The organism is Lentzea sp. NPDC051208, from assembly GCF_040682435.1.
GTDB lineage: Bacteria > Actinomycetota > Actinomycetes > Mycobacteriales > Pseudonocardiaceae > Lentzea > Lentzea kristufekii.
The window spans coordinates 210,334-234,314 of the sequence record NZ_JBFBAW010000005.1 but is presented as its reverse complement, the minus strand read 5'-3'; the positions used below and the strand labels follow the sequence as shown (position 1 = coordinate 234,314).

At 69.6% G+C, this 23,981-nt stretch carries 26 protein-coding genes; 14 read left to right on the top strand and 12 right to left on the bottom strand.

What is annotated here, in order from left to right:
• Positions 1-13: 13 nt before the first annotated feature.
• From AB0M48_RS13995 to AB0M48_RS13985, 3 genes are all read right to left on the bottom strand, one after another.
• Positions 14-1,159: a cystathionine gamma-synthase gene (locus AB0M48_RS13995; protein ID WP_363840608.1), complete on the bottom strand. Its 1,146-nt coding sequence runs from the start codon at positions 1,157-1,159 to the stop codon at positions 14-16.
• A 115-nt stretch (positions 1,160-1,274) separates the two neighbouring features.
• Positions 1,275-2,378, bottom strand: a complete 1,104-nt coding sequence (locus AB0M48_RS13990; protein ID WP_363840605.1) for an RDD family protein — start codon at positions 2,376-2,378, stop codon at positions 1,275-1,277.
• Positions 2,379-2,468: 90 nt separating this feature from the next.
• Entirely contained in the window at positions 2,469-3,839 is a 1,371-nt protein-coding gene (locus AB0M48_RS13985) for a cystathionine beta-synthase (RefSeq protein ID WP_363840602.1), read from the bottom strand.
• Between the two features lie 119 nt (positions 3,840-3,958).
• On the opposite strand from AB0M48_RS13985, the gene AB0M48_RS13980 reads away from it, so the two are divergent.
• The 3 genes from AB0M48_RS13980 to AB0M48_RS13970 all read left to right on the top strand — a co-directional run bounded on the left by AB0M48_RS13980 (position 3,959) and on the right by AB0M48_RS13970 (position 6,516).
• Complete coding sequence (locus AB0M48_RS13980; protein ID WP_363840599.1) at positions 3,959-4,831, top strand: SGNH/GDSL hydrolase family protein; 873 nt, start codon at positions 3,959-3,961, stop codon at positions 4,829-4,831.
• Positions 4,832-4,922: 91 nt separating this feature from the next.
• Entirely contained in the window at positions 4,923-6,143 is a 1,221-nt protein-coding gene (locus AB0M48_RS13975) for an acetyl-CoA C-acetyltransferase (protein ID WP_363840596.1), read from the top strand.
• A gap of 163 nt (positions 6,144-6,306) precedes the next feature.
• Positions 6,307-6,516 carry a hypothetical protein gene (locus tag AB0M48_RS13970; RefSeq protein ID WP_144065796.1) on the top strand — a complete coding sequence of 70 codons (210 nt, stop codon included), beginning with the start codon at positions 6,307-6,309 and terminating at the stop codon, positions 6,514-6,516.
• Here AB0M48_RS13970 and AB0M48_RS13965 read toward each other — a convergent pair.
• Both AB0M48_RS13965 and AB0M48_RS13960 read right to left on the bottom strand, forming a co-directional pair.
• Positions 6,513-6,923 carry a GNAT family N-acetyltransferase gene (locus tag AB0M48_RS13965; protein ID WP_363840592.1) on the bottom strand — a complete coding sequence of 137 codons (411 nt, stop codon included), beginning with the start codon at positions 6,921-6,923 and terminating at the stop codon, positions 6,513-6,515. The genes AB0M48_RS13970 and AB0M48_RS13965 overlap by 4 nt on opposite strands.
• 93 nt (positions 6,924-7,016) lie before the next feature.
• Positions 7,017-7,823 carry a Bax inhibitor-1/YccA family protein gene (locus AB0M48_RS13960; protein ID WP_090065563.1) on the bottom strand — a complete coding sequence of 269 codons (807 nt, stop codon included), beginning with the start codon at positions 7,821-7,823 and terminating at the stop codon, positions 7,017-7,019.
• 319 nt (positions 7,824-8,142) lie between these two features.
• Between AB0M48_RS13960 and AB0M48_RS13955 the strand changes: the two genes are divergently transcribed.
• The 3 genes from AB0M48_RS13955 (at position 8,143) to AB0M48_RS13945 (ending at position 11,454) form a co-directional block, all read left to right on the top strand.
• Positions 8,143-9,531: a hypothetical protein gene (locus AB0M48_RS13955; RefSeq protein WP_363840588.1), complete on the top strand. Its 1,389-nt coding sequence runs from the start codon at positions 8,143-8,145 to the stop codon at positions 9,529-9,531.
• Entirely contained in the window at positions 9,516-10,229 is a 714-nt protein-coding gene (locus AB0M48_RS13950; RefSeq protein ID WP_363840585.1) for a class F sortase, read from the top strand. The genes AB0M48_RS13955 and AB0M48_RS13950 overlap by 16 nt, the downstream gene beginning before the upstream one ends.
• A gap of 70 nt (positions 10,230-10,299) precedes the next feature.
• Positions 10,300-11,454, top strand: coding sequence for a polysaccharide deacetylase (locus tag AB0M48_RS13945; RefSeq protein ID WP_363840582.1), 1,155 nt, complete (start codon positions 10,300-10,302; stop codon positions 11,452-11,454).
• On the opposite strand, the gene AB0M48_RS13940 is transcribed toward AB0M48_RS13945, so the two are convergent.
• Positions 11,451-12,443: a PQQ-dependent sugar dehydrogenase gene (locus AB0M48_RS13940; protein WP_363840578.1), complete on the bottom strand. Its 993-nt coding sequence runs from the start codon at positions 12,441-12,443 to the stop codon at positions 11,451-11,453. The genes AB0M48_RS13945 and AB0M48_RS13940 overlap by 4 nt on opposite strands.
• 332 nt (positions 12,444-12,775) lie before the next feature.
• On the opposite strand from AB0M48_RS13940, the gene pqqA reads away from it, so the two are divergent.
• The 6 genes from pqqA to AB0M48_RS13910 all read left to right on the top strand — a co-directional run bounded on the left by pqqA (position 12,776) and on the right by AB0M48_RS13910 (position 17,078).
• The gene (gene pqqA, locus AB0M48_RS13935) at positions 12,776-12,898 is read left to right on the top strand and encodes a pyrroloquinoline quinone precursor peptide PqqA (protein ID WP_363840575.1); all 123 of its coding nucleotides are present in this window, start codon (positions 12,776-12,778) and stop codon (positions 12,896-12,898) included.
• 80 nt (positions 12,899-12,978) lie between these two features.
• Complete coding sequence (gene pqqC, locus AB0M48_RS13930; RefSeq protein WP_363840572.1) at positions 12,979-13,674, top strand: pyrroloquinoline-quinone synthase PqqC; 696 nt, start codon at positions 12,979-12,981, stop codon at positions 13,672-13,674.
• Positions 13,671-13,949 (top strand): pyrroloquinoline quinone biosynthesis peptide chaperone PqqD, encoded by a 279-nt coding sequence (gene pqqD / locus AB0M48_RS13925; RefSeq protein WP_363840569.1) that lies wholly within the window; start codon positions 13,671-13,673, stop codon positions 13,947-13,949. Before pqqC ends, pqqD begins: the two co-directional genes overlap by 4 nt.
• Positions 13,942-15,021 carry a pyrroloquinoline quinone biosynthesis protein PqqE gene (gene pqqE / locus AB0M48_RS13920; protein ID WP_363840566.1) on the top strand — a complete coding sequence of 360 codons (1,080 nt, stop codon included), beginning with the start codon at positions 13,942-13,944 and terminating at the stop codon, positions 15,019-15,021. The genes pqqD and pqqE overlap by 8 nt, the downstream gene beginning before the upstream one ends.
• The gene (gene pqqB, locus AB0M48_RS13915) at positions 15,018-15,893 is read left to right on the top strand and encodes a pyrroloquinoline quinone biosynthesis protein PqqB (RefSeq protein ID WP_363840563.1); all 876 of its coding nucleotides are present in this window, start codon (positions 15,018-15,020) and stop codon (positions 15,891-15,893) included. Before pqqE ends, pqqB begins: the two co-directional genes overlap by 4 nt.
• An 18-nt stretch (positions 15,894-15,911) precedes the next feature.
• Positions 15,912-17,078, top strand: coding sequence for a helix-turn-helix domain-containing protein (locus AB0M48_RS13910; RefSeq protein ID WP_363840559.1), 1,167 nt, complete (start codon positions 15,912-15,914; stop codon positions 17,076-17,078).
• Here AB0M48_RS13910 and AB0M48_RS13905 read toward each other — a convergent pair.
• The gene (locus AB0M48_RS13905) at positions 17,046-17,918 is read right to left on the bottom strand and encodes an alpha/beta fold hydrolase (RefSeq protein WP_363840556.1); all 873 of its coding nucleotides are present in this window, start codon (positions 17,916-17,918) and stop codon (positions 17,046-17,048) included. The genes AB0M48_RS13910 and AB0M48_RS13905 overlap by 33 nt on opposite strands.
• Positions 17,915-18,739, bottom strand: coding sequence for an SGNH/GDSL hydrolase family protein (locus AB0M48_RS13900; RefSeq protein WP_363840552.1), 825 nt, complete (start codon positions 18,737-18,739; stop codon positions 17,915-17,917). The genes AB0M48_RS13905 and AB0M48_RS13900 overlap by 4 nt, the downstream gene beginning before the upstream one ends.
• A 117-nt stretch (positions 18,740-18,856) precedes the next feature.
• Between AB0M48_RS13900 and AB0M48_RS13895 the strand changes: the two genes are divergently transcribed.
• Both AB0M48_RS13895 and AB0M48_RS13890 read left to right on the top strand, forming a co-directional pair.
• Positions 18,857-19,597 carry an inositol monophosphatase family protein gene (locus tag AB0M48_RS13895; RefSeq protein WP_363840549.1) on the top strand — a complete coding sequence of 247 codons (741 nt, stop codon included), beginning with the start codon at positions 18,857-18,859 and terminating at the stop codon, positions 19,595-19,597.
• Positions 19,594-20,277 carry an SDR family NAD(P)-dependent oxidoreductase gene (locus tag AB0M48_RS13890; RefSeq protein WP_363840547.1) on the top strand — a complete coding sequence of 228 codons (684 nt, stop codon included), beginning with the start codon at positions 19,594-19,596 and terminating at the stop codon, positions 20,275-20,277. Before AB0M48_RS13895 ends, AB0M48_RS13890 begins: the two co-directional genes overlap by 4 nt.
• Positions 20,278-20,378: 101 nt before the next feature.
• Here AB0M48_RS13890 and AB0M48_RS13885 read toward each other — a convergent pair whose 3' ends face one another.
• From AB0M48_RS13885 to AB0M48_RS13870, 4 genes are all read right to left on the bottom strand, one after another.
• Positions 20,379-21,011, bottom strand: a complete 633-nt coding sequence (locus AB0M48_RS13885) for a hypothetical protein (RefSeq protein WP_363840544.1) — start codon at positions 21,009-21,011, stop codon at positions 20,379-20,381.
• Positions 21,008-22,597: a hypothetical protein gene (locus AB0M48_RS13880; protein WP_363840541.1), complete on the bottom strand. Its 1,590-nt coding sequence runs from the start codon at positions 22,595-22,597 to the stop codon at positions 21,008-21,010. Before AB0M48_RS13880 ends, AB0M48_RS13885 begins: the two co-directional genes overlap by 4 nt.
• Positions 22,594-23,400 carry an ATP-binding cassette domain-containing protein gene (locus AB0M48_RS13875; RefSeq protein ID WP_363840538.1) on the bottom strand — a complete coding sequence of 269 codons (807 nt, stop codon included), beginning with the start codon at positions 23,398-23,400 and terminating at the stop codon, positions 22,594-22,596. Before AB0M48_RS13875 ends, AB0M48_RS13880 begins: the two co-directional genes overlap by 4 nt.
• Positions 23,401-23,540: 140 nt before the next feature.
• The gene (locus AB0M48_RS13870) at positions 23,541-23,843 is read right to left on the bottom strand and encodes a hypothetical protein (RefSeq protein WP_363840535.1); all 303 of its coding nucleotides are present in this window, start codon (positions 23,841-23,843) and stop codon (positions 23,541-23,543) included.
• Positions 23,844-23,981 lie beyond the last annotated feature (138 nt).

The following is a 23,981-nucleotide window of genomic DNA, read 5'->3' as shown; positions in this document are numbered from 1 at the left end:
GTGCGTTTCAAGCTCAGCCGAGAGCTTCTAGCAGGTCGGCCACCAGGTCGTCACCGGACTCGATGCCCACCGACACCCGCACCAGATCCGCGGGCACCTCCAGCATCGACCCGGCCGTGGAGGCGTGCGTCATCTTCCCGGGGTGCTCGATCAGCGACTCGACGCCGCCCAGCGACTCGGCCAGCAGGAACAGCTTGGTCCGCGCGCAGACCTCCAGCGCCGCCTCCTCGCCACCCTCGACGATGAACGACACCATCCCGCCGAACCGGCTCATCTGCTTGGCCGCGACCACGTGCCCGGGGTGCGACTCCAGGCCGGGGTAGATGACCTTCTTCACGCGCGGGTGCCGGGTCAGCGCCTCGGCGACCAGTTCGGCGTTGTCGGAGTGCTTCTCCATGCGCAGCTGGAGGGTCTTGATGCCGCGCAACGTCAAGTAGGCGTCGAACGGCCCGGGAACCGCCCCGGCGCCGTTCTGCAGGAAGCCGAACGCCGCGTCCAGCTCCTCGTCGGAGGTGATCAGCGCGCCGCCCACGACGTCGGAGTGCCCGCCGATGTACTTGGTCGTCGAGTGCAGCACCACGTCCGCGCCCAGCTCCAGCGGAGTCTGCAGGGCGGGCGAGGCGAACGTGTTGTCCACCACGAGCTTGGCGCCGGCACCGTGCGCGACCGAGGCGATGGCCGCGATGTCGCCGATGTTCAGCAACGGGTTGGTGGGCGTCTCGATCCACACGAGCTTCGTCTCGGGACGGATGGCCGCGCGGATGGCGTCGACGTCGGAGACGGGGGCGGGCGAGTGGGTGACCCCCCACTGCGAGAAGACCTTGTCGATCAGGCGGAACGTGCCGCCGTAGGCGTCGTTCGGGATGACGACGTGGTCGCCGGGCTTGAGGAACGTGCGCAGCGCGGCGTCGGTCGCACCCATGCCGGAGGAGAACGCACGGCCGTAGCGGCCGCGTTCGAGCGACGCGAGGCACGTCTCCAGTGCACGGCGGGTGGGGTTGCCGGTGCGCGAGTACTCGAAGCCCTCCCGCAGGCCGCCCACGCCGTCCTGGGCGTACGTCGACGTGGCGTAGATGGGGACGTTCACCGCACCCGTGGTCGGGTCCGGGTCCTGACCGGCGTGGATCGCCCTGGTGGCGAAGCCGTATGGGGTGCTCATGTTCGAAGGGTACTCACCCATCTGGCCGCCGACCGCAAGAGTCCAGGCAGTGAAAACGGACCAGCCCCCGGCCGAGGTGGCCGGGGGCTGGTCGAGGTCGTGCACGCCCTTGGGCTTACCAGCCCTGCTGCTGACCGCCGTAACCCTGCTGCGGGGGCTGGCCGTAGCCACCCTGCTGCGGGGCCTGCTGCGGGTAACCGCCGGTGCCGGGCTGCTGCGGGTAGCCGCCGGTGCCGGGCTGCTGCGGATAACCGCCGCCGCCGTAGTTCGCGGTGTCCGGCCAGTTGATGACGACCGTGCCGCAGATCTTGTCGGAGTAGGTCTCCTTCTTCGGCTGGTTCCACAACGGCGCGAGGTAGTTGATCAGCGAGCCGATGCCGCAGAGCAGACCGAACGCGTTGTTCAGCAGAAGACGCAGGAAGGCCACGCCACCGCCGGGCGGCTGCTGCGTGTCCTCCTTGACGACCTTGATCTTCGCGACCTTCTTGCCGATCGACTGCCCGGTGGAACCGCCCTTGAGGACCGTGTTCCAGATGTAGAAGCCGAGCAGGCCGCCGTAGCCGACGAGGTAGGCGATCAGCAGGAAGAGGCCCGCGGAGGACGGGTCACCGCTGCTCGCGCCGATCGCGCTGAAGACACCGATGATGATGCCCGCCGCGACGCCGGGGATGCCGTAGTCGATCAGGCCCGCGACTGCCCGCGAGCCCCACTCGGCGTAGCCGGTGGGAGGCTGCGGAGCGCCGCCGTAGGCGGGCTGGCCGTAGCCGGCGGGCTGGCCGTACGCCTGCTGCTGCGGCTGACCGTACGGGTTCGACTGCGGAGCACCGTAAGGCTGCTGAGGCTGACCGTAGGCACCCGCGGCCGGCTGGCCGTACGGGTTGGACTGCGGAGCGCCGTAAGGCTGCTGAGGAGCACCGTAGGACTGCTGCTGCGGAGCGCCGTAGGCCGGCGGCTGGGCGGGGAACCCGCCGGAGCCGGGTCCCTGAGCCGGGAAGCCACCCGAGGAGGGCGGCACCTGACCGGGGCTGACGACCTGGGTGGCGTCCGCGTTCTGCTGCGGTGCGGCAGGAGCGTGCCCTGGCGAGACGACCTGCGTCGCGTCCGGGTTCGGGTTCGCCGCGGACGGCTGGCCACCCCCCGGGACGATCTGCGTTGCGTCCGCGTTGGGCTCCTGCGGCTGACCGCCGAACGGATTTCCTGGCGGCTGCGGAGCGTTCATCCGGTTTCCAACCCCCTTGGCTGGGCCGTGTACGAGTAAGACTGATGATGATCTGGGGCGTCACGCTATCGGACGCACCGGCTTCCACGCTCAGCGACCAGCCAAGAACCCCAGAATGTCCTGCCGAGTCACGACGCCGGCGGGCTTTCCGTCCTCCAGCACGAGGGCGGCGTCGGCGTTCGAGAGAGCGTTCATGGCGATGCCGACCGGCTCACCGGCGCCGAGCGTCGGCAGCGGCGGCGACATGTGCTTGTCCAAACGGTCGGACAGCTGGGCCTTTCCGGTGAACAACGCGTCGAGCAGGTCGCGCTCGTTGACCGCGCCGGCGACCTCGGCCGCCATGATGGGCGGTTCGGCGTTGACGACCGGCATCTGCGAGACACCGAACTCGCGCAGGATCGCGACGGCGTCACCCACGGTCTCGTTGGGGTGGGCGTGCACGAGGTCGGGCAGCATGCCGCCCTTGCGGCGCAGCACGTCGCCGACGGTCGCGCCGGTCGAGTCGGGCGGGAGGAAGCCGTAGGACGCCATCCAGCGGTCGTTGAAGACCTTGGACAGGTAGCCGCGGCCGCCGTCCGGGAGGATCACGACCACGACGGCGTCCTCGGGCAGGTCCCTCGCGATGCGCAGCGCGGCGGCGGCCGCCATGCCGCAGGAACCGCCGACGAGCAGGCCCTCCTCGCGGGCGAGGCGGCGGGTGATGTCGAACGAGTCCGCGTCCGAGACCTCGACGATCTGGTCGCAGATGGTCTTGTCGTAGGCCTCCGGCCAGAAGTCCTCGCCGACGCCCTCGACCAGGTACGGACGGCCGGTGCCGCCGGAGTAGACGGAGCCTTCCGGGTCCGCGCCGATGACCTTCACGGCGCCGTCCGAGACCTCCTTGAGGTAACGGCCGGTGCCGGAGATCGTGCCGCCGGTGCCGACGCCCGCGACGAAGTGCGTGATCTTGCCGGCGGTCTGGCGCCAGATCTCGGGGCCGGTCTGGTGGTAGTGGCTCGCCGGGTTCTCCGGGTTGGAGTACTGGTCGGGCTTCCACGCGCCGGGGATCTCGCGGACGAGCCGGTCCGAGACGTTGTAGTAGGAGTCCGGGTGCTCGGGGGCGACGGCGGTCGGGCACACCACGACCTCGGCGCCGTAGGCCTTGAGGACGTTGCGCTTGTCCTCGCTGACCTTGTCCGGGCACACGAAGACGCACTTGTAGCCCTTGCGCTGCGCGACCAGCGCGAGGCCGACGCCGGTGTTGCCCGAGGTCGGCTCGACGATCGTGCCGCCGGGCTGCAGCTCACCGGACTTCTCGGCCGCCTCGACCATCCGCAGGGCGATGCGGTCCTTCACGCTGCCGCCGGGGTTCAGGTACTCCACCTTGGCCAGCACCGTGGCCTTGATCCCCGTGGTCAGGGAGTTCAGCTTGACCAGCGGCGTGTTGCCGACCAGATCGACGACGTGCTCGACGTACTCCACCGGTATCTACTCCCCTGCTCCCACTCTCCGAGATAGCGGGACGAAGCGTAGCTCTAGTGGCTGCGGAGGTTGATTCGAACGGCGACGCCGACGATTCCACGAGGAAGGTGGTGTCGCGGATGATCGGACTGCGGACGCTGCGAGCGGTGGCGATGACCGCCGCGACGCTCGGAGGTCTCTCCGGCGCACTGGTCGGACTGCTCACTGAGCAGGGACGACGAGCTCGCGTGGCCATCGGCGTGCTGGAGCACCTCTGGCCCGCACCGGACGGCGTGTACCTCGACGACGGCCGTGATCCGGTGCGGCTGGCGGTGCTCGGCGACTCGATGGCGGTGGGTGTCGGTGTGACCCATCCCTCGCAGATGCCGGGCGTGTTGCTGGCCCAGGCGCTGGCGGAGGAAGCCGGCCGGCCGGTGCGCCTGTCGACGTACGCCATCAGCGGCTCGACCACGCACGACCTGGTGCCGCAGGTCGACGCGGCCGTGCGGGACGTGCCCCAGGTCGCGCTGGTCATCATCGGCGCGAACGACGTGACGTCGCGGATGGGCACCGCCGAGTCGGCCCGGCTGCTGGCGGAGCAGGTGCGCAGGCTGCGCGCGGTCGGCTGCGGCGTCGTCGTCGGCACCTGTCCCGACCTCGGGATCGTGCGGCCGATCCCCCAGCCGTTGCGGATGGTCGGGCGCCGGTACAGCCTGCGCCTCGCGGCCGCGCAGACCGCCGCGGTGCGCCAGGCGGGTGGTGTGCCGGTGTCGCTCGGGAACCTCCTGGCGCCGGAGTTCATGGCGCGGCACGCCGACATGTTCAGTTCGGACCGCTTTCACCCCAGCTCGATCGGCTACGAGGCCGCGGCCGGCGTGTTGCTGGCGCCGTTGTGCCAGGTCGCGGGGCTGTGGCCGGGCTGGGTCGCGCCTGTCGTGCGGCTGCCGTCCGCGGCCGCGCTGGCGATACGACCGTCCCGCGTGCCGGCGTGGATGCAGAAGCGGCACGCTTGAGTTTCGGAATTCTCGTCACTCGCGCTGGCCGGGGTGAGCGGGCGTTAACTAGGCTCGACGGCAACCTTGACTCTCAACGAGGAGTTTCGTGATGCCTGAGGCCGTGATCGTCTCCGCCGCCCGCTCCCCCATCGGCCGTGCGGGCAAGGGTTCGCTGAAGGACGTTCGGCCCGACGACCTGGTGGCGCGCATGATCCGCGCGGCACTGGACAAGGTGCCGCAGCTCGACCCCGCGCAGATCGACGACCTGATGCTCGGCTGCGGCCTGCCCGGCGGCGAGCAGGGCTTCAACATGGCGCGCGTCGTCTCCGTGCTGCTGGGCTACGACAACCTGCCCGGCACCACGGTGACCCGTTACTGCGCTTCTTCGCTCCAGACGACGCGCATGGCCCTGCACGCCATCAAGGCGGGCGAGGGCGACGTGTTCATCAGCGCCGGCGTCGAGACCGTGTCGCGGTTCGCCAAGGGCAGCTCCGACTCGTGGCCGGACACGCACAACCCGCTGTTCGGCGAGGCCGAGGCGCGCACCGCCTCCGTCGCCCAGACCGGCGCTTCGGAGTGGATCGACCCGCGCTCGCTCGACGTCGTGCCGGACGTCTACATCCCGATGGGCCAGACCGCCGAGAACCTGGCGCTGCTCAAGGGCGTCTCGCGCCAGGAGATGGACGAGTTCGGCGTCCGCTCGCAGAACCTCGCCGAGAAGGCCATCGCCGACGGCTTCTGGGCCCGCGAGATCACGCCGGTCACGCTGCCCGACGGCACCGTGGTCTCGTCCGACGACGGCCCGCGCGCCGGCGTCACCTACGAGGCGGTGTCCCAGCTCAAGCCCGTCTTCCGTCCCGACGGCCGCATCAACGCCGGCAACTGCTGCCCGCTGAACGACGGCGCCGCGGCCCTCGTGATCATGTCCGACACCAAGGCCCGCGAACTCGGCATCACGCCGCTGGCCCGGATCGTGTCGACCGGCGTCTCCGGCCTGTCCCCCGAGATCATGGGCCTCGGCCCGGTCGAGGCCTCGAAGCGCGCACTGGCGCTGGCGGGCCTGTCGGTCTCCGACATCGACCTCGTGGAGATCAACGAGGCGTTCGCCGCCCAGGTCATCCCGTCCTACCAGGACCTCGGGATCGACCTCGACCGCCTGAACGTGAACGGCGGCGCGATCGCGGTCGGCCACCCGTTCGGCATGACCGGCGCGCGCATCACCACGACCTTGATCAATTCGCTGCAGTTCCACGACAAGCAGTTCGGTCTCGAAACGATGTGCGTGGGCGGTGGCCAGGGCATGGCGATGGTCATCGAGCGGCTGAGCTGATCTTTCGCTCAAGATCTGCAAATTGACGCTTGCAAGTAGCTCCGTATCACCCGAACGGAGCTACTTGCTTGCTCCCTTTCTGCCGATGAGATGAATCGTCGCGCATTGACGTCATCAGGCGAGGGGAAGTCCGTCCCTACCGATGAGCAAGGAGGGGTCGGACATGCCTTATGTGTGGTGGCAAAGCGAATACGACCTGCAGTGCCATGCGTTCTCGCTCGACCAGGCCAACGGTTCGCGCAGCTTTTACGAGGCGGTCTGCGAACATTCGGTGCCTGACGAACGGGTGTCACGCGCCCAGGCGGGCGCTCTCTGCATGGACTGCCTGATCAAGGTGGGCACCGAACTGCCGGACGTGCGCTGGCGGGCTTAGCGCCGCCACATCCCGATCGAGGCCGGTGCGCTCTCCACGAAGCCATGTCGTGCGTAGAGACGACAGCCGGGCGGATCCGCGAGCAGACTGACCTGAGCGCCTGGAGAGGATTCACGGATCCTCGCCAGCAGCGCGGTCATGATCGCGTCGCCGATGCCTTTGCGTTGATGCTGCGGCAGCACCGCCATGTCGATGATGACGAAGTACCAACCGCCGTCACCGAGCACGCGGCCCATGCCCGCGGTTTCCCCTGATTGCACGTGAATGACACTGGCGCTCGCCCATGCGCCGTCGATGCCGTTCTCGGCTTCTTCCCTGGTGCGCTCGCTCAGTCCGGATTCCTTGCGCAGGCGCAGGTAGTCGTCGACTGACGGCGGTTCCATGACGAGCCGATATGCGGAGTCCACGCATTCCCCCTGAAGTTGAATTCTCCGAACCCTCCCGCAACGCCGAAGGGGCGCTCCGCCGCAGCGGAACGCCCCTCCAGCACACCCGAAGCGTCAGTCCGAGTTGAAGTACGACAGCAGGCGCAGGATCTCGGTGTACAGCCACACCAGGGTGACCGTGAGACCGAACGCGATCTGCCACGCGAACTTCGCCGGCACGCCGGCGCGGATCGCCTGGTCGGCGGCGTCGAAGTCGATCAGGAAGCTGAACGCCGCGAGGCCGATGCAGACGAGGCTGAAGATGATCGCGAGCGGGCCACCGCTGCGGAGGCCGAGGCCGCCGTCGGTGAAGAAGCTCATGACCAGGTTGAAGAGCATGAGGATGCCGACGCCGATGATCGCGCCGACGATCCACTTGGTGAACTTCGGCGTGACGCGGATCGCGCCGGTCTTGTAGACCACGAGCATTCCGAAGAACACGCCGAGCGTGCCGATGATGGCCTGCCCGATCATGACGACGCCCTGGCCCGGGTTGCCGGTCATGCGGTCGACCATGTTGCCGATGATCCCGCTGAACGCGCCGAGGAAGACACCCTCGACGGCCGCGTAGGCGAGGACGAGCGGCGGGCTCGGCATCTTCTTGAACATGATGACGAGCGCGAGGACGAGACCGATGATCGCCGCGGGGAACAGCAGGCCCCACGCCTTCATGAGGTACGTGATGACGGCCGTCGTGGCCACCAGGGCGAGCGTCATGCCCGTCTTGGTGACGACGTCGTCGATCGTCATCGGCCGCTCGCTGGTCAGCGGCGGCGGGGCCTGCTGGTAGCCAGCCTGCTCTGGCTGGCCGAAGCCTGCGTAGCCTCCGTACCCGCCGCCGGTCGGCAGGTTGCGGAAGGCCGGGTTGCTGCTCGAGCGCACCTGATCCTCCTGTGGCGTTGCTTTACGCCGTCACTGGGTTCAACGAGCACGCTTAGTGCCATGTTCCCCATCGGTAAAGGCGACTTTACCCCCGACGACGATCACACGTGTGCAAATACTGCGCCAACTCCAGAGCGTTATACGACTACGGCGTGTCGCGGCGTGTCCTACCTGAACCGAGTAAGCCGCGTCACATTCCGATCACGTTCACACGCAGAGTAGCGAGAGACTTCCCCCTCGTGGCGGCTTGTCCCCGGTGTGGGGGACCGACAAGCTCGCACGCGAGACAATCCGCAGGTCAGAGGGGATCAAGATCCAAATGGGCTGGAAACGTCTGGCCGCCGTGGCGATGGTCTCGGGGCTCGCGCTCCTGACCGTTCCCGCGACGGCGACAGCGGTCGGTGTCAAGGGCATCGGCCACAACGCGTCAGCGCTCCAGCCCAACGCCACGGCGGGTAGCGAGTGGCACGGGTCATACATCTGGCAGGACAAGCAGGTGTGGTGCGTGCAGTACGCGCTGCCGGCGCCCGACAGCGGTGTCGGGTACCGCGAGGGCGACGAACTGCTGACCAAGGCGGGCAAGAAGCTCGACGCCGGTATCGCGGCGAACATCTCCTACCTGCTGCTGCGCTACTCCACGACGAAGTCGCCGGAGGAGGCCGCCGCTCTCGCGCACCTGCTGCACAGCTGGACCTCGGTGCCCGACGGCGCGGTGAGGCTCGACACGACCGACCCGAAGTTCCTCGCCTACGACGCGCCCTTCTACGCCGCGCGGCTGCCCCAGCCGGTCATGGACGCCGTCGCGCGCCTGAAGGCCGACGCCGAGACCAACCGCGGCCCGTGGACGCTCAGCGCGACCGCGCCGAAGGAACCGCTGATCATCGGCACCGAGTCCACCTGGACGCTCGCGCTGGTCAAGGCCAACGACAAGGGCGTCACGAACGCGCCCATCAACTTCACCCTCACCGACGCCACGCTGGCCGACGGCAAGACCAGCGGCACGGCCACCACGGGCGCCGAGGGTCAGCCGGCGACCGTGAAGATCATCGCGACCGGCCCGAAGCCCTCGATCGCGGCCGTCGCGGACTCCCCCGCCGACAAGCCCGTCGTGCACTTCCCGATCCAGACGGACGACATGCAGCGCATGGTCACGACCGGCGGCGAGAAGAAGCTGAACGCCGCCGCGAACGGCCAGGCCAAGACCGCTCCCGGCGCCGTGAAGATCACGAAGATCGACTCCGAGACGAAGAAGGCCATCCCGGGCGTCGCGCTGCGCGTCACCGCCAAGGACCAGGCGAAGGCGGCGAAGAAGCAGGACGACACCGACCTGGTCGGCACGGACGGCAAGCCGCTGGTGCTGCAGACCGGCCCCGACGGCACGGTCGAGATCCCGGACCTGCGCACCCCGCAGGAGATCTGCCTCGTCGAGGTGGCCGCCCCCAAGGGTTATGAGGAGTTCTTCGACCCGAAGGCGCCGCCGTCCGCGTGCGGCACGCTCGCGGCGGGTCAGACGCTCGCGCTCGAACTGGTGAACAAGCCGAACAAGCCGGTCGTGCCGAGCACGATTCCCGCCGGTGCGGACGGCCAGACGCCGGTCGCCACCGCGTCGTTCGACCTGCAGCTGCGGCCGGGACTGATGCTCGCGGTGGGTGGCCTGGTGCTGCTCGGTGCGGCGCTGGCAGGCTTCCTGGTGTGGCGCAGGCAGTGAGTCCCAAGGCTTTTCTGACCGGTGCGCTGGTGGCGGGTGTGGCCGCCGCCAGCGTGCTGGTCACCACGTCCGAGACCGAGGTCCTCCCCGGACGCCCGGTCGCGGACGAGATCCCGGTGGTGGGACCGGGGCCGGTCGCGGACAGCCTGAGCACCGGCCGCGGTCCCGACCTCACCGGCTTGATCGGCGGTGCGAACACGGCCAACGCCAAGCCCGCCGACCCCACCCCGCAGCAGCAACAGCAGCCCGCGCCGCCCAAGACCGGTCCGGGTTCGGTCCGGCTGCCCGCGGGCGGTTCGGCGACGCTGGTGCGCAAGGAGGTCGAGGACGGCGTGCTGCCGGTGCCCGAGGGCATCGGCGAGGCGACCTGGTGGGGCACCGAGCTCGCGGCGGCCGAAGGCGCGACGGTGCTGGCCGGGCACGTCGACTGGAAGGGCGCGAAGGGCCCGTTCGCGGAGCTGTGGCAGGCGCAGAACGGCCGTGAGGTCGTGGTCGCCGACAGCGCGGGCAAGGAGTTCAGGTTCCGCATCAAGCAGATCGAGACCATCCGCAAGGAGGAGCTGCCGGCACGCGCCGTCGAGTTCTTCGGTCCGCGCGGACCGCACCGCCTGGTGCTGGTCACCTGCGGCGGCACGTGGGTCGGTGGTCAGCAGGGGTACGAAGCCAACCGAGTGGTCATCGCCGAACCCGTTCAGTGACCAATCGAGCACCTCGCGCAACCCGTTCGGGTAATCAGTCGTCTCCTAAGGTGTGAAACGGTGGGGATGGTTGACCACTGGCCTTGCTCTGGGGCTGGTTCTGGCAGTGGTGATGACGCTGGGGGCGCACGAGGACCCGGCGAACCAGGCGGACTCCGGCCCGTTGCCGATGGCCCCGAGGCTGCCCGCTCCCAAGGACGCGGGACCGACGCCGACGGTGCCGGCGGCCACGCCCGAGCAGGTGCGGAAGCAGCCGTGGATGCACAAGCTCACGCCGGGTGAGAAGCCACCGCAGTTCGTGCTCTTCTCGTTCGACGGCGCCGTCTCCAAGCAGCACTGGGACAAGGTCCTGCCGATCGCGAAGGCCAAGAACGCGCACGTGACGGGGCTGCTGTCCGGCGTCTACATGCTGGCGGACCCGGACAAGAACCAGTACCAGCCGCCGGCGGGCCTCAAGCGCGGCCTGTCCGACATCGACTTCGGCGGCACCAGGCAGGACGTCGCCTCGCGGATCGGCTACCTGAACCAGGTGATCGCCGACGGCCACGAGATCGGCACGCACTACAACGGCCACTTCTGCTCGAACGGGACCCAGCCGTCGGTCGACAAGTGGGACACCGCGGCCTGGAACGCGGAACTCGCCCAGTTCAAGCAGATCGTCGACAGGTCCCGCGCCGCCGGGCTCAACCTGCCCGCCGACGCCGTCCGGGGTGGACGGACGCCGTGCCTGGAAGGCAACTGGGACCAGGCTTTCCCTGCGATGGCCGCAAACGGGCTCGTCTACGACACCAGCAAGGTCGCGCTGGGCGTGCAGTGGCCGACCGTCCAGAACGGACTGTATGAGTTCCCGATGCCCGAGGTCCGCGTTCCCGCGCTGGGCAAGCAGGTCGTCATGATGGACTTCAACCTCTGGTACTCGCTCAACCAGGCGAAGGACGAACCGTGGCGCGCGGGCGACTTCGCCCAGATCGTCCTCGACACCTACAAGTCGGTGCACCAGGCCGCGCTGAACGGCAACCGCGCGCCGATCGTCGTCGGCAACCACTTCAACGAGTGGAACGGGTCTGCGTTCTCGACGGCGATGGAGCAGTTCATGGAGTACGTGTGCGACAAGCCGGAAACGGTGTGCGCCACCTACACCGAGGTGATCCAGTGGATGCAGCTGCAGGATCCGGCGGTGCTGGACCAGCTCCGCCGGATGCCCGCTGCTCGCAACTGGTCCTAACCGTCAGTGGAGATGATCCGGTCGTCGTTCGCGCCCGGTGAGCCGTTGGCGTCCTGGTTGGAGGTGCCCAGCCAGAGCGTGCCGTCCGGCGCCGGCGCCACCGCGCGCACGCGGCCGTAGCCCGTGAACACCGCCTGCGGGGTGCCGAGCGTCGTGCCGTTCACCGGGATCTTCCACACGCGCTTGCCGGTGACCGCGCCGACGTACAGGGCGTTCTTGTAGAAGGCGATGCCGGTCGGACCGGCCTGGCTGGTCGACCACGTCTTGACCGGGTTGGTCATGCCCGCGGTGTTGCAGTTGCCTTCACACGTCGGCCAGCCGTAGTTCTTGCCGGCCTCGATCCGGTTGACCTCGTCGGTCCTGCTGTTGCCGAACTCCGTGGCGTACGCGGTGTTGCCGATCCACGTGATGCCCTGGACGTTGCGGTGCCCGATCGAGTAGACGACGCTGCCGGCGCGAGGGTTGCCGGCAGCGGGCTTGCCCGTCTCGTCGAAGCGCAGGACCTTGCCGCCCAGCGAGTTCCAGTTCTGCGCGGTGGCGGTGTTCTGGCCGTCGCCCGTGGTGGCCCACAGGAAGCCGTCCGGACCCCATTCGAGGCCGCCGCCGTTGTGGTAGCGGTTCTTGGGGATCCCGGTGACGATCGGCTGCGGCGTGCCGCCGAGCTGGAGCTTGGCGACGCGGTTGTCACTGGCCGTCGAGTAGTAGATGAAGACCGAGTTGTCGGTCGCGAAGGACTTCGACACGGCGAGGCCGAGCAGGCCGCCCTCACCGCCGGTCAGCTGGGCCTGTTCCACCGTGTCGAGTTCCGTCACGGTGGTGCCCGTGATCTTCTTGATCTTCCTGGTGTCCCGCTCGGTGAAGATGCCGCTGCCGTCCGGCAGGAACTCGATGTCCCACGGGATGTCCAGCTTCGTGGCGAGTGTCCGTTCGGCCAGGACGGAGGGATCGTCCTGCGCCGAGGCGGGCATCACGCAGAGGGTCGCGGCCATGGCAGTACAGGCTGCCGCTGCTGCGATACGACGAGCACGCATGTGTGCTCTCCTTCGGTCCGCTCGTGAGGGTCTGCGGCGGCGGCGTTGCAGGGCGTGTTTACGCAATCACAGATCGCAGTGCCCCGCAACAGTGGTCGGAGGTTCCGGAATGCCCGGCCGCCACTGGGGCGAAACAAGACGATTTCCCTCCGATGATTCCGGGTAACTTCGTGGACGGTCTGGACCTTGACGACCCGGAAGACATACCGTGTGGGTCGCCGCCGCGCCCCAACGGAAAGCGCTTGCACGCCCACTCGGGCATGCGGGCCGGACACCCGAGGAGTTGCGCCATGAACGTTGCCGTCACCACCAGCGAGACGAAGCTGCCCGAGGTCAAGCGCGAGTGGGTCAAGCCCGACTTCCGCGACTTCGACACTCCGATGGAGGTCACCGCCTACGCGGCCCGCAGCTGACGTCAGGCATCGCGCCGGGATCCCTGGCAGGCTGCCGGGGATCCCGGCCCCCGCGCGCGTTCCTGGAGGAGTTCCCGTCCATGACTGCCGTTGCCCCCGCGGAGTTCGTCGCCGAGCTCCGCGCCCTCGCACCCCGGTACTGGGACAGCCACCCGTTCCACCTGCGCATGCACGCCGGGCAGCTGAGCAAGCACGAGCTGCAGGCGTGGGCCGCGAACCGCTGGTACTACCAGCGTTGCATCGCCCAGAAGGACGCCGCGATCCTCTCCAACTGCCCGTCGCCGGAAATCCGGCGCCAGTGGCGCGAGCGGATCGTCTGGCACGACGGCACGCGGCCGGGCGAGGGTGGCGCGGAGAACTGGATCCGCCTCGCGGAGGCCGTCGGGCTGACGCGGGAGGAGGTGCTCGACGAACGGCACGTGCTGCCCGGCACGCGCTTCGCCGTCGACGCCTACGTGAACTTCGCGCGCACCAAACCGTGGGTCGAGGCCATCGCCTCCGGCCTCACCGAGATGTTCTCGGGTGCGTTGATGCGCAAGCGCTTGGCGGCGTTGCGGGGGCAGTACCCGTGGATCGCCGAGGAGGGCTTCGCCTACTTCACGAACCGCATCCAGGCGGTCGCCGGCGAGGGACAGGCCACTGTGGACATCGTGGTCGAGCACTCCGTCACCCGTGAGCAGCAGCTGGCGGCCGTGGCCGCGCTGTCGTTCAAGTGCGACGTGCTGCGGGCCGTGCTGGACGCCGTCGACTACTACTCGGGCAGGGGCAGGCCGTGACGACGGCCGTCGCGCTGGACGCCGTGCCGCGGATCCGGCGCGGCGTGAAGTGCACCTACGACCAGATCCGTTCCGCGCACGTGGTGCTGTTCCCCGAGGGCGTGCTGGTGCTGAACGAGACCGCGGCCTCCGTCGTGGCGCTTTGTGACGGCGTTCGCTCCGTCGGCGACATCGCCGTGGCGCTGGCCGACGAGTACGCCGGTGTCGAACCGGGGGACGTGGCCTCGCTGATCGCCCGCATGGTCGAACGAAGGGTGGTGGACGTCGATGGCTGAGGCGCCTTTCGGCCTGCTGGCCGAGCTGACGCACCGGTGTCCGTTGCAGTGCGGTTACTGCTCGAACCCGCTGGAGCTGGTCCGCCGCGACGCCGAGCTGCCGACCGAGGACTGGCGGCGCGTGTTCGACCAGGCCCGTTCCCTGGGCGCGTTGCAGATCCACCTGTCCGGCGGCGAACCGTTGCTGCGCCCCGATCTGCCCGAGCTCGTGGCGCACGCGAACAGCCTCGGCTGCTACGTCAACCTGGTCACGTCGGGGGTCGGCCTCTCGCGGGACCGGCTGCGTTCGCTGGCCTCCGTGGGCGTCGACCACGTGCAGCTCTCCCTGCAGGACGCGACGCGGGAGGGCAACGACCGGATCGCGGGCATCAAGGCGTTCGACCGCAAGGTGGAGGCCGCGGCCCACGTGCTCGACGAGGGCCTGCCGCTGACGGTGAACACGGTGCTGCACCGGCAGAACCTCGACAACATCGCCGGCATCATCGCGATGGCGGAACAGATGGGTGCCGAGCGCCTGGAGCTCGCCAACACCCAGTACTACGGCTGGGCGCTGCGCAACCGCGCGGTGCTGCTGCCGACCCGTGCCCAGCTCGCCGTCGCCGACCCGGTCGTGGCCGCGGCGCAGGAACGGCTGCGCGGCCGGATGGAGATCGTCTACGTCATCGCGGACTACCACGAGGCCCACCCGAAACCCTGCATGTACGGGTGGGGCGCCCGGCAGCTGACCGTGGCGCCGAACGGCGACGTGCTCCCCTGTCCCGCCGCCACGGTGATCTCGTCGCTGGAGATCGAGAACGTGCGCGACTCCTCGTTGCACGACATCTGGCACCACTCGTCGTCGTTCAACGCCTTCCGCGGCTTCGAGTGGATGCAGGACCCCTGCCGCTCGTGCCCGCGCAAGGAGATCGACTTCGGCGGGTGCCGCTGCCAGGCGTTCCAGCTGACCGGTGACGCCGCCGCGACCGATCCCGTCTGTTCCCTGTCACCCGCTCGGTCCACTGTGGACCTGATCCTGGAGACCGAGATGGCGCCGTCCGAGGTCCCCGCGATGGCGATGAGGAAGATGCGGTGAAGGCGGTCCTGCTCGGCACGACGGCAGGGGGCGGGTTCCCGCAGTGGAACTGCGCGTGCCCCCTGTGCGTGCGCGCTCGTTCCGGAGCATTGCCCTCGCGTTCCCAGGACTGCCTGGCGATCAGCGGCAACGGCACCGACTGGTGGCTGGTCAACGCTTCGCCGGACATCCGGACGCAGATCGTTTCGTGTTCGTTGCTGGACCCTGGTCCTGGAGCGCGCGACACGCCGTTGCGCGGTGCCCTGTTCACGGACGCCGAGCTCGACCACACGCTGGGGCTACTGACGTTGCGAGGCGGCGCGGGCCTGACAGTCTGGGCGCCGGGCACGGTCCTGCACGCGTTGAAGGACCAGTTCGACCTGCGCACCGTGATCGACGGCTACGCGCCGGTGGAGTGGCGTCAGGTCGACCAGCCGTTCGAGGTCGGCGGGCTGCAGGTCTCGGCGATCCCGATCAGCGGCAAGCGCCCCAAGTACGCCCGTTCGTCCACTGTGGACGGCCATTGGGTGGTCGCCTACCGGTTCTTCGATCCCGTTTCGCGCGGCGTGCTGGTCTACGCGCCCTGCCTGGCGTCGTGGCCCGACGGTTTCGACGAGGTGGTGGCCGGGGCCGACTGCCTGCTGCTGGACGGCACGTTCTACGCGGCCTCGGAGATGGGTTCGGCGACCGGCAGCTCGTCCGGGCAGGCCGCCATGGGTCACCTGCCGATCACCGCGAGCCTGCCCGAGCTGCGGCGTTTTCCGGGGGTGCGGCGGATCTACACCCACCTCAACAACACCAACCCGGTGCTCGACCCGTCGTCTCCCGAGTCGGCCGAGCTGCGCGGGGCAGGCGTCGAAGTCCCGCTCGACGGCACTGTGATCGAGCTGTAGATCGGCCACAATCACCGGATGTCCTTCATCATCGGTGGTCGTCCGCTGAACGAGCGGATCGTGGCGGAGCTGCCGTCCTTCGTGCGGCTCGTGCTCGCGAAGATCACCGAACGGGTGCCCGCCTACCGGCAACTGCCTGCCGAGGAGTTGTCCGGCGACATCGCCCGCGTGATCGAGGGGACGCTGCGGGCGTTCGCGGAGGTGCTGCGCACCCGCGAGCTGCCGGCGCCGGAAGAGCTGAGGTTCCTGCGCGAGTCGGCGGCACGACGGGCCGAGGAAGGCGTGCCCATCGACGTCGTGCTGACGGCGTACCACGTGGGCATCCAGGTGGTCTGGGACGTGCTGGTGCCCGAGGCGCGGCCGGAGGAGGTCGGCGAGGTGCTGGCGCTCAACGCGCTGGCCATGCGCTACCTGCAGGCCGTGACGCCGGTCGTGAGCGCCGGTTACCTCGACGAGCGGCAGACGATGTTCGACGACGAGCGGTCCGCCCGGCACACGCTGCTGACCGCGCTGCTCGACGGCACGCGCGACGCGGACTGGCCGGTGGTCGCGCTGGCCATGCACGTGCCGCCGCACCCCGACGAGCTCACCGACGGTGTGGACGCCGCCGTCGCCGGACGGCGCAAGCTCCGGAGGCTGCGGACCGAACTGGAGCGGCACAGCCGTGAGCCCGTGCTGTCCTCGCTCACCCCTGCCGGTGGTCTCGCGCTGGTGCCGGGCGACGACTCCCGCGTGGAGCAGATCGTGTCGGACGTGACGAGGGCGACCGGGGTGGCGTTGACCGTGGCAGCGGTCGCGGCCCCTCCCGCCGGGGTCGCGGCCGCCGCCAGGCTCGCGCGTGAGGTGCTCGACGTCGCAGTGCGGTCGGGTCCGGGCCTGTACCGGCTCACCGACGTGCTGCTGGAGTACCAGCTGTCCCGGCCGAGCGCGGCACTCGGTCCGCTCGCGGAGATCGTGGCGCCGCTGACCGAGGAACTGGTGCAGACGCTGGAGGTCTACCTCCGGCGGGGGTCACGGCGCCCTGCCGCGACCGAGCTGCACGTGCACCCGAACACCGTGGACTACCGGCTGCGGCGCGTGGCCGAGCTGACCGGGCTCGACCCCACCAGGATCGAGCACGTCACCCTGCTCACCGCCGCTCTGGCGGCCAGGTCAGCCACCGACCAGCGGCAGGACCGGGGTTGAGCAGTCCGGGGCCCGCGCGCTCGGCGGATCGAGCGCGTTGAGCACCTCCCGCAACGCCACGTGGTCGAACGCCAGCGCCAGGTGGTCGACGAAGTCGTTGGCGCACAGGTCCTGCACCACGATGTTGCGCCCGCCGTCGAGGAACTGCGACCGGTACGGCGTGACGATGCCGTCGTACCGGGTGACGATCGTCGTGTACCGGACGCCGGGCACGGTGTCGGGAGTGCTGTTCATCAGGTTCATGAACGGCGAGCCGCGCAGTTGTTGCAGCGCGGCGGGATCGGTGGCGTCCACCAGCCCGCGCAGCGCCGGGAACACCTGCAGCAGCGACCAGATCCACCGGTCGAAGCCCGCGGCGTCCGACCCGTGGCTCGTCGGCGCGAGCCCGACGACGTCGTGCACCTTCACCGCGCCACCGAGGAACTTCACGTAGTACTGCGCGAGCAGACCGCCCTGCGAGTGACCGACCAGGTCCACTTCGGACGCTCCGGCCGCCATCCGCACCCGCTCGACGAACTCGGCGAGTTCGAGCCCCGACTCCTCGATCGGCTCGGTGCCGCCGACCTGGCCGAACCGCAGACCGCCGTAGTTCAGCGCGAAGACGCAGTAGCCGTCGTTCTTCAGCAACGGCGACAGGGCGTTCCAGTTGAGCGTCATGTTCACGTGTGTGCCGTGCAGCAGCACGACCGGCCTCTTCGTGCTGTGACAGCTCCACTCGTTGGCTCCCGGAGGCGCGGCGCCGGGGTCCGAGATCGTCACCGCCACGGCCGGCAACGAGTTGTAGGTGACCGGCAGCGGGGCCGTCGCGACGAGCCCCGCCACGAGCAACAAGCCGATCAACGCACAGCCTGTGCGACTGCCTTGCCGAAGGCCTCCATCCCGGCCGCGTTCGGGTGCAGCGGCGCCGCGATCGTCGTCGGAATCAGCCCTTCCAGGTACCGCTCGGACGGCCTGGCGCACGTGTCGTGCCCGACGCTGACCGCCGCGAGGTCCACGTAGGTCGCGCCGCGCTTCTCGGCCTCAGCCCTGGCCGTCGCGCTGAGCAGGTTCACCGAACCCTGCAGGTAGTCGGCGTCGCGCGCCCAGATCGGCTGGACCGGGTAGCAGCCGCCGGGCCGGATGTAGGTGCCGTAGCCGGTGACGACGATCTTCGCGTGCGGCGCCCGCCGCTTGACCTCGTCGAGGGCCGCGCCGAACTCCGGCGCCCACGCGGCGATGGCGGCGGCGACCTGGTCACCACCGGCCGTGAGCCGTGCCTTGCAGGAGAGCCCGGCGGGTTCCGGCAGGAGGTTGATGCAGCCGAGCGCGGTCTGCACGAGCCCCACGTCGTTGCCGCCGATCGTGATCGACACGAGGTCGGTGGTGGACTTCAGCGCCTCGTACTGCGGCTTCACGAACCCGAACTGCCGCCCGGCGAAGTCGTCGGTCTTCGCCCCCGAGCACGTCGCGTCGGTGAGCGTCGCGCCGAGGATCTTGGCCGCGACCTGCGGGTAGTTGTTGTTGCCGCTGCGCAGGCACCACAGCGCCGGGTCCTGGTTCGGGATCAGCGGACCGGCCGCCGCCGAGTCCCCCAACGCCACGTAGTCGAGCGTGTCCGCCTGTGCGGCGCTTGTTCCGGCGACCAACATCGCCACGACAGCCAACCCGGCCACGATTCGCATTCCGATCCTCCAACGTCGTTGTCAGGTCAGCTCATCGTGGTGGCTCAGGTCACTGGGGCGCGTGGGACGTTGCCCAGAGTCATCCGGTCGTGTTTGTGACCGATCACAATGGGCCCCGTGACTCCTTCCGATCTCCTCTCGCTGGCCGTGCAGTCCTGCGTGGACGCCGCTGCCCTGCTGCGCGACATCCACGTCGACGTCGCGCCGAAGGGCGCGTTCGACCAGGTGAGCTCAGCCGATGTCGAGCTGGAGTCGTTCCTGCGCGGCGCTTTGACCGCGGGCGCGCCCGGCTCGGCGGTGGTCGGCGAGGAGTTGGGCTCGGCGACGGCCTCCGTGACCTGGTACGTCGACCCGATCGACGGCACCCGCAACTTCGTGCGCGGTATCCCTCTCTCGTGCATCTCGGTCGCCGCGGCCGTGGACGGTGTCCTGGTCGCGGGCTGCGTGCTCGACCCGTTCCGCGACGAGCTCTTCACGGCGGCTTCGGGCGTGCCGTTCAGCGTTCGGTCGACTGGTCTGGTGATCACTCCCGGAACGAGCCCGCGGCCGTTGGTGCTGACCGACATCCCACTGCCCGGCAGCCCGTACACCGGCGAGACGGACCTGCTGACCGACCTGCTGGCTCTGGCCGATGTCCGCCGCATCTACTCGACGGCCCTCTCGCTCGCCTGGGTGGCGGCGGGCCGGGCCGATGCCGCGGCGAACATCGGCGTGTTCCCGTGGGACGTCGCCGCGGGCGCGGTGCTGGTCCGCGAGGCCGGCGGCGAGTTCCGTTCGGTGGCCGCGAACGCCTTCGTCGCCGGCCGGGGTGAGATCGTCGACTGGCTGGCCTCACGAGTGGAAGGCATCGTCACGTGATCGATCTCAGCGGCAAGGTGGTGCTGGTGACCGGCACTTCCGGCACGATCGGCAACGGCATCGCGCTGCGGTTCTCCGACGCGGGCGCCTCCGTCGTCCGCCACCGAGGTCTTGAGGACGGCGACCTCCGCACCTCAGCTCAACGCGTCGTCGACGACGCTTTCGCTCAGCACGGCAGGCTCGACGCGGTCGTGAACAACGCCGGCATCCAGCCCGTCGAACCCTTGCCGGACATGAACGCCGCGCAATGGCAGTCTGTTGTGGACACCAACTTGCTGGGCCCATTCGCCGTCACCCAGGCCGCGGTCCGCCACCTGCCGCCCGGCGGCTCGGTCACGCACATCGCGTCGATCGAGGGCAGGCACCCCGCACCGGGCCACGCCCACTACGCCGCCTCGAAGGCGGGCCTGATCATGCACGCGCGTGCGGCGGCGTTGGAATACGGTCCGCGCGGCATCCGCGTGAACACGGTCTCGCCGGGGCTGATCTTCCGTCCGGGTATCGAAGAGCAGTGGCCGGAGGGCGTCGCGCGGTGGCAGGCAGCGGCGCCGTTGAGCCGGCTCGGCACGCCGAAGGACATCGGTGACGCGTGCGTGTTCCTCGCTTCGGACCTGTCCTCGTGGATCACCGGGCACGACCTCGTGGTCGACGGCGGCGTGACGGCCCGCCCTACCTGGTAGCCGCGAGCGGTGACGAAGACCACACCGGCTGACGGGCGCGCACCTGCTGTGAACTGCAGATGTCTGCCACCGTTCCGATCACGTCTTCGTCCTCGGACACGTCACCGACCACCCGCGACCGGCCTCCACCGCGCCACGACGACCAGCAGCGCGACCAGCCCCAGGACGAGGAGCACCGCCCAGCGCAGCCTCGACTCCTCGTAGGCGGGCGCACCCGGTGACACGTAGAACGCGACGGGATCCGGCAACAACGCGGGCACCACGCTCAGCACGAGCAACGCGGGGGCCGCGAGCGTGCTGCCACGTCCCCCGCGACGTGCGCCGGCGAAAACGGCGCACGCCCACGTCCAGGCCAGCAGTGCGTACGGCTCCACCACGAGGCCTGCCCGCGGGAAGGCGGCCGCGCTGGTCACGGTCATCGGCGCGAGCAACAGCAGCACCGCCCAGCACGCCGTGACCGGCACCAGGGTCAGGGCCATGCGGACCGCCCTGACGTACCTGGCGGAGTAGGGCAGCACCTCGGTCAACGGCTGGGCGGGATCGTCCAGCACGAACGCCGTGCCGATCAGCATCGCCACCATCGCGAGGTGCAGCGTGAGCGTCGCGTCCAGGAAGTCCAGCTCGGCGCCGAGCACGATCGGCACCAGCAGGACCAGCACGCTCAGTGCCGCGCTGCACGCGAGCGGGCCGGTCCTGCTGGTGCGAACGATGGTCGCGAGGACGTCCGCGTTCACCCGCAGATCCCGATGCCGGGCGCGGCGGGTCCTGGTTCCGACCTCCCGAGCAGCTTCGCGGCACGGGAGACGTCGGTGCCCGGCGCCGTCAGCTCGTTCCAGTTCGCCGTCACCGCGGCCCGCACGGTTGCCGGGTCGCTCGCGAGCAGCGTCCTGGCGAGGGCCGCCTCCCGTGGGCCGACGATCACCCCGGCGTAGGAGTTGAGCGAGGTCAGGGAGACCACGCCACCGCCACCGGAGCGGTGCGAGTCGATCGTGGCCAGTGCCTTGGCGGTTTCCGGGGTCGCGCTCGTCGCGAGCCACAGCGCCAGGGCACCACGGCCTCCGCACAGCTCGGTCCCGTTCGCCCCGAGCGGTCCGCGGGTGACCAGCACCGCCGCCACCCACGCGGAGAAGCCGATCACCTCGGTCTCGTCGAACGAGTCGGTGCCGCCTTCCGTCCAGCGCGTGGACACGGGGATGGCGTCCGGTGTTCCGGCCGCCGCGTCGTCCGCCGACCACTTGTCCAGCGGAAGCGGCAGTCCGGCTCCCTCGTCCCCGGTCGCGATCGGCAGATGCTGCCGGACGAAGAGCGCCGCAGGTGCCTGATCCTCCGGCACCACGGCGAGCTGCCCGTCCACGATCTCCGACCACGCGTCGACCCGGCTGCGGAACTCCGGGAACGCGCAGTACGTGGCCTTGCCGCGGACGACACATTCCTGCTGTCCCGCAGGCGCGTTCTGGGCCTGTGCGAGCCGTTCGTCCAGCTCGTCGGACGGCGGGACCAGCTGCATGGTCGCGGCGAGCGCGGCCACCGCCAACGACAGCGCGGTCGCCACCGGGACGATCCGGCGGCGCAGCCCGGAGAGCCACAGCGTCACGCCGGCCACCACCGCGGACAGCGCCAGCAACCAGGCGAGGTGCCACCACTGCGGACGGTCGAGCAGCGCGGCGGGCATCGGCGGCTCCTCGAACGGGTTCTGACCGGCGACGAAGGTCAGCCACCGACCCCGGCTCCCGGAGGCCAGTCCGAAGAACGTGACGATCGCGAGCACCACGATCGAGATGAACCCCGCCGCGGTGTTCCGCGACGCCACGGCCACCAGGATGCCGAGCAGCCCGGCGAGCACGGTGGCCGCGGGCACGGCGAGGAGCTCCCCCGGCCGCACGACCCCGGCGGCACCGGGTGCCGAGACCTGCACCGCGAGCTGCGCGCCCGCGACGAGCAGCCCGATCGTCGCCGGTGCGAGCGTCGCGACGGCCAGAGCCGCGGTCCGCCGCCACCACGGCACGCTCAGCGCGGACTCGAACTCGTATGTCTGATGGCGGTGCGGGCGCAGCGCGATCATGTTGGCCGCGATGAACGTACCGCCTGCGAGCAGCAGCAGCGGGTACTGAAGGGTGACCGAAAGTGCTGTCAGGTAAGGAAATCTCGCGCCGGCCGGGTTGACCGCGAGCGGGACCAGCCAGAGCGCGAGGATCGCGGCGAGCGACACGAGCACGGCCGGGTGGGTCGTCAGCCCGCGCATCTCGCCGAGCACGAGCGCCCGCCAGATCCCGCGCGGAGCGGGCCGAGCCTCCTGCGGAACGTCCAGTGTGGCGGTCATCGGCGACCGCCACTGGTGACGTTGCTCCGGCTGGAGTTCATCAGCACCAGGTATCCGTCGTCCAAGGCCGGTTCGAGCAGGTGGGCACCGGCTGGTGGGTCACCGATGTTGCGGTGCCTGCCGTCGCCGGTCGACCACGAGGCCAGCGCGGTGCCGTCACGCCCGGAGCTCTCCCACACCCGTCCCCTGGCCGCCTCGGCGACCGCGTGCGGAGTGTCGTCGAGGCGAACCTCACCGCCGTTGAGCACGATCACGCGAGAGCACAGCGCGGCCACGTCGTCGGTCTGGTGCGTGGAGAGCAGCACCGATCGGTCCCGTCCGAGGTCGGTGATCAGGCCTCGGAAACGCAGCCGTTGCTCGGGATCCAGGCCCACCGTGGGCTCGTCGAGGACGAGCAGCTCGGGGTCGGCGAGCATGGCGCAGGCGAGCGCGAGCCGCTGCCGCATGCCGCCGGAGAGCGACTTGATCCGATCACGACGGCGGTCGTTCAGCTCCACCGCCGTGAGCACCCTGTCGAGTTCCTCGAGACGGGCCCGGCGACCGCTGATCTCCTTGAGGATCGCGATGTGCAGCACGAAGTCCCGCACGGTGAACCCCGGGTAGAAACCGGGTGTCTGCGGCAGGTAGCCGATCCGGCGGCGAACCGCCCGGTGGTGCCGGGGCTCGGCCGCCTCCACCCCGCTGATCCGCACCGAGCCGCCGTCCGGTCGCTGCGCGGTAGCCACGGAGCGCAGGAGGCTCGACTTGCCGGCACCGTTGGGTCCGAGCAGCCCCGTCACGCCGGCGCCGATGCGGAACGACACCTGCCGAATGGCGTGCCGGCTGCCGTACCGAACGTCCAGGGCGCTTACCTCAAGAATTGGAACAGTCATTTGCCCGCCATTTCTCGAAGGGTTGGGCGGACAGCGGCCCGGCCCCGCGAAGGGGCCGGGCCAACCGTCGATCAGCAGCTGTCCAGGCCGGCGAAACGAGCCTGGTACGCGCGGCCTTCCGAACGCCAGTAGCCCGAGTTCAGGGTGATGCAACCCCCATCGACCGCACGGTCCCACAGGAAGTAGAACCGCTGCGAGTTACCGCAGTTGTTGGTCGCCTTGGCGTACGTCCAAGGAAAGTCGTCCCACGCGTCCGTGGCGACACAACTCGGCACTGGCCCCTGGGCCACCACCGGCGCCGCCGCCGCCGTACCGCTGAGCACGGAACCAGCGACGACGGCCAGACCGAACACAGTTGCCAACTGCTTTTTCATCTATTCTCCCCAGGATAGACAAACAACAGAGAGCAATGTTTACCCCCTGCCAAAGCAGCAGAAAGCTAGCGAGACGGTCGAGCGACCGTCAAGACGCACTTGAACAGCGCACTCCACAATGGAACATTTCAACCGAAA

Excerpts from the sequence above, each read along its gene's own strand:
- AB0M48_RS13980 (WP_363840599.1), top strand. The coding sequence starts at position 3,959 with ATGATCGGACTGCGGACGCTGCGAGCGGTGGCGATGACCGCCGCGACG.
- AB0M48_RS13900 (WP_363840552.1), bottom strand. The coding sequence starts at position 18,739 with ATGCGAATCGTGGCCGGGTTGGCTGTCGTGGCGATGTTGGTCGCCGGA.
- pqqA (WP_363840575.1), top strand. The coding sequence starts at position 12,776 with ATGAACGTTGCCGTCACCACCAGCGAGACGAAGCTGCCCGAGGTCAAG.
- AB0M48_RS13870 (WP_363840535.1), bottom strand. The coding sequence starts at position 23,843 with ATGAAAAAGCAGTTGGCAACTGTGTTCGGTCTGGCCGTCGTCGCTGGT.
- AB0M48_RS13990 (WP_363840605.1), bottom strand. The coding sequence starts at position 2,378 with ATGAACGCTCCGCAGCCGCCAGGAAATCCGTTCGGCGGTCAGCCGCAG.
- pqqE (WP_363840566.1), top strand. The coding sequence starts at position 13,942 with ATGGCTGAGGCGCCTTTCGGCCTGCTGGCCGAGCTGACGCACCGGTGT.
- AB0M48_RS13910 (WP_363840559.1), top strand. The coding sequence starts at position 15,912 with ATGTCCTTCATCATCGGTGGTCGTCCGCTGAACGAGCGGATCGTGGCG.
- AB0M48_RS13975 (WP_363840596.1), top strand. The coding sequence starts at position 4,923 with ATGCCTGAGGCCGTGATCGTCTCCGCCGCCCGCTCCCCCATCGGCCGT.
- AB0M48_RS13970 (WP_144065796.1), top strand. The coding sequence starts at position 6,307 with ATGCCTTATGTGTGGTGGCAAAGCGAATACGACCTGCAGTGCCATGCG.
- AB0M48_RS13995 (WP_363840608.1), bottom strand. The coding sequence starts at position 1,159 with ATGAGCACCCCATACGGCTTCGCCACCAGGGCGATCCACGCCGGTCAG.
- AB0M48_RS13880 (WP_363840541.1), bottom strand. The coding sequence starts at position 22,597 with ATGACCGCCACACTGGACGTTCCGCAGGAGGCTCGGCCCGCTCCGCGC.
- AB0M48_RS13955 (WP_363840588.1), top strand. The coding sequence starts at position 8,143 with ATGGGCTGGAAACGTCTGGCCGCCGTGGCGATGGTCTCGGGGCTCGCG.
- AB0M48_RS13940 (WP_363840578.1), bottom strand. The coding sequence starts at position 12,443 with ATGGCCGCGACCCTCTGCGTGATGCCCGCCTCGGCGCAGGACGATCCC.
- pqqC (WP_363840572.1), top strand. The coding sequence starts at position 12,979 with ATGACTGCCGTTGCCCCCGCGGAGTTCGTCGCCGAGCTCCGCGCCCTC.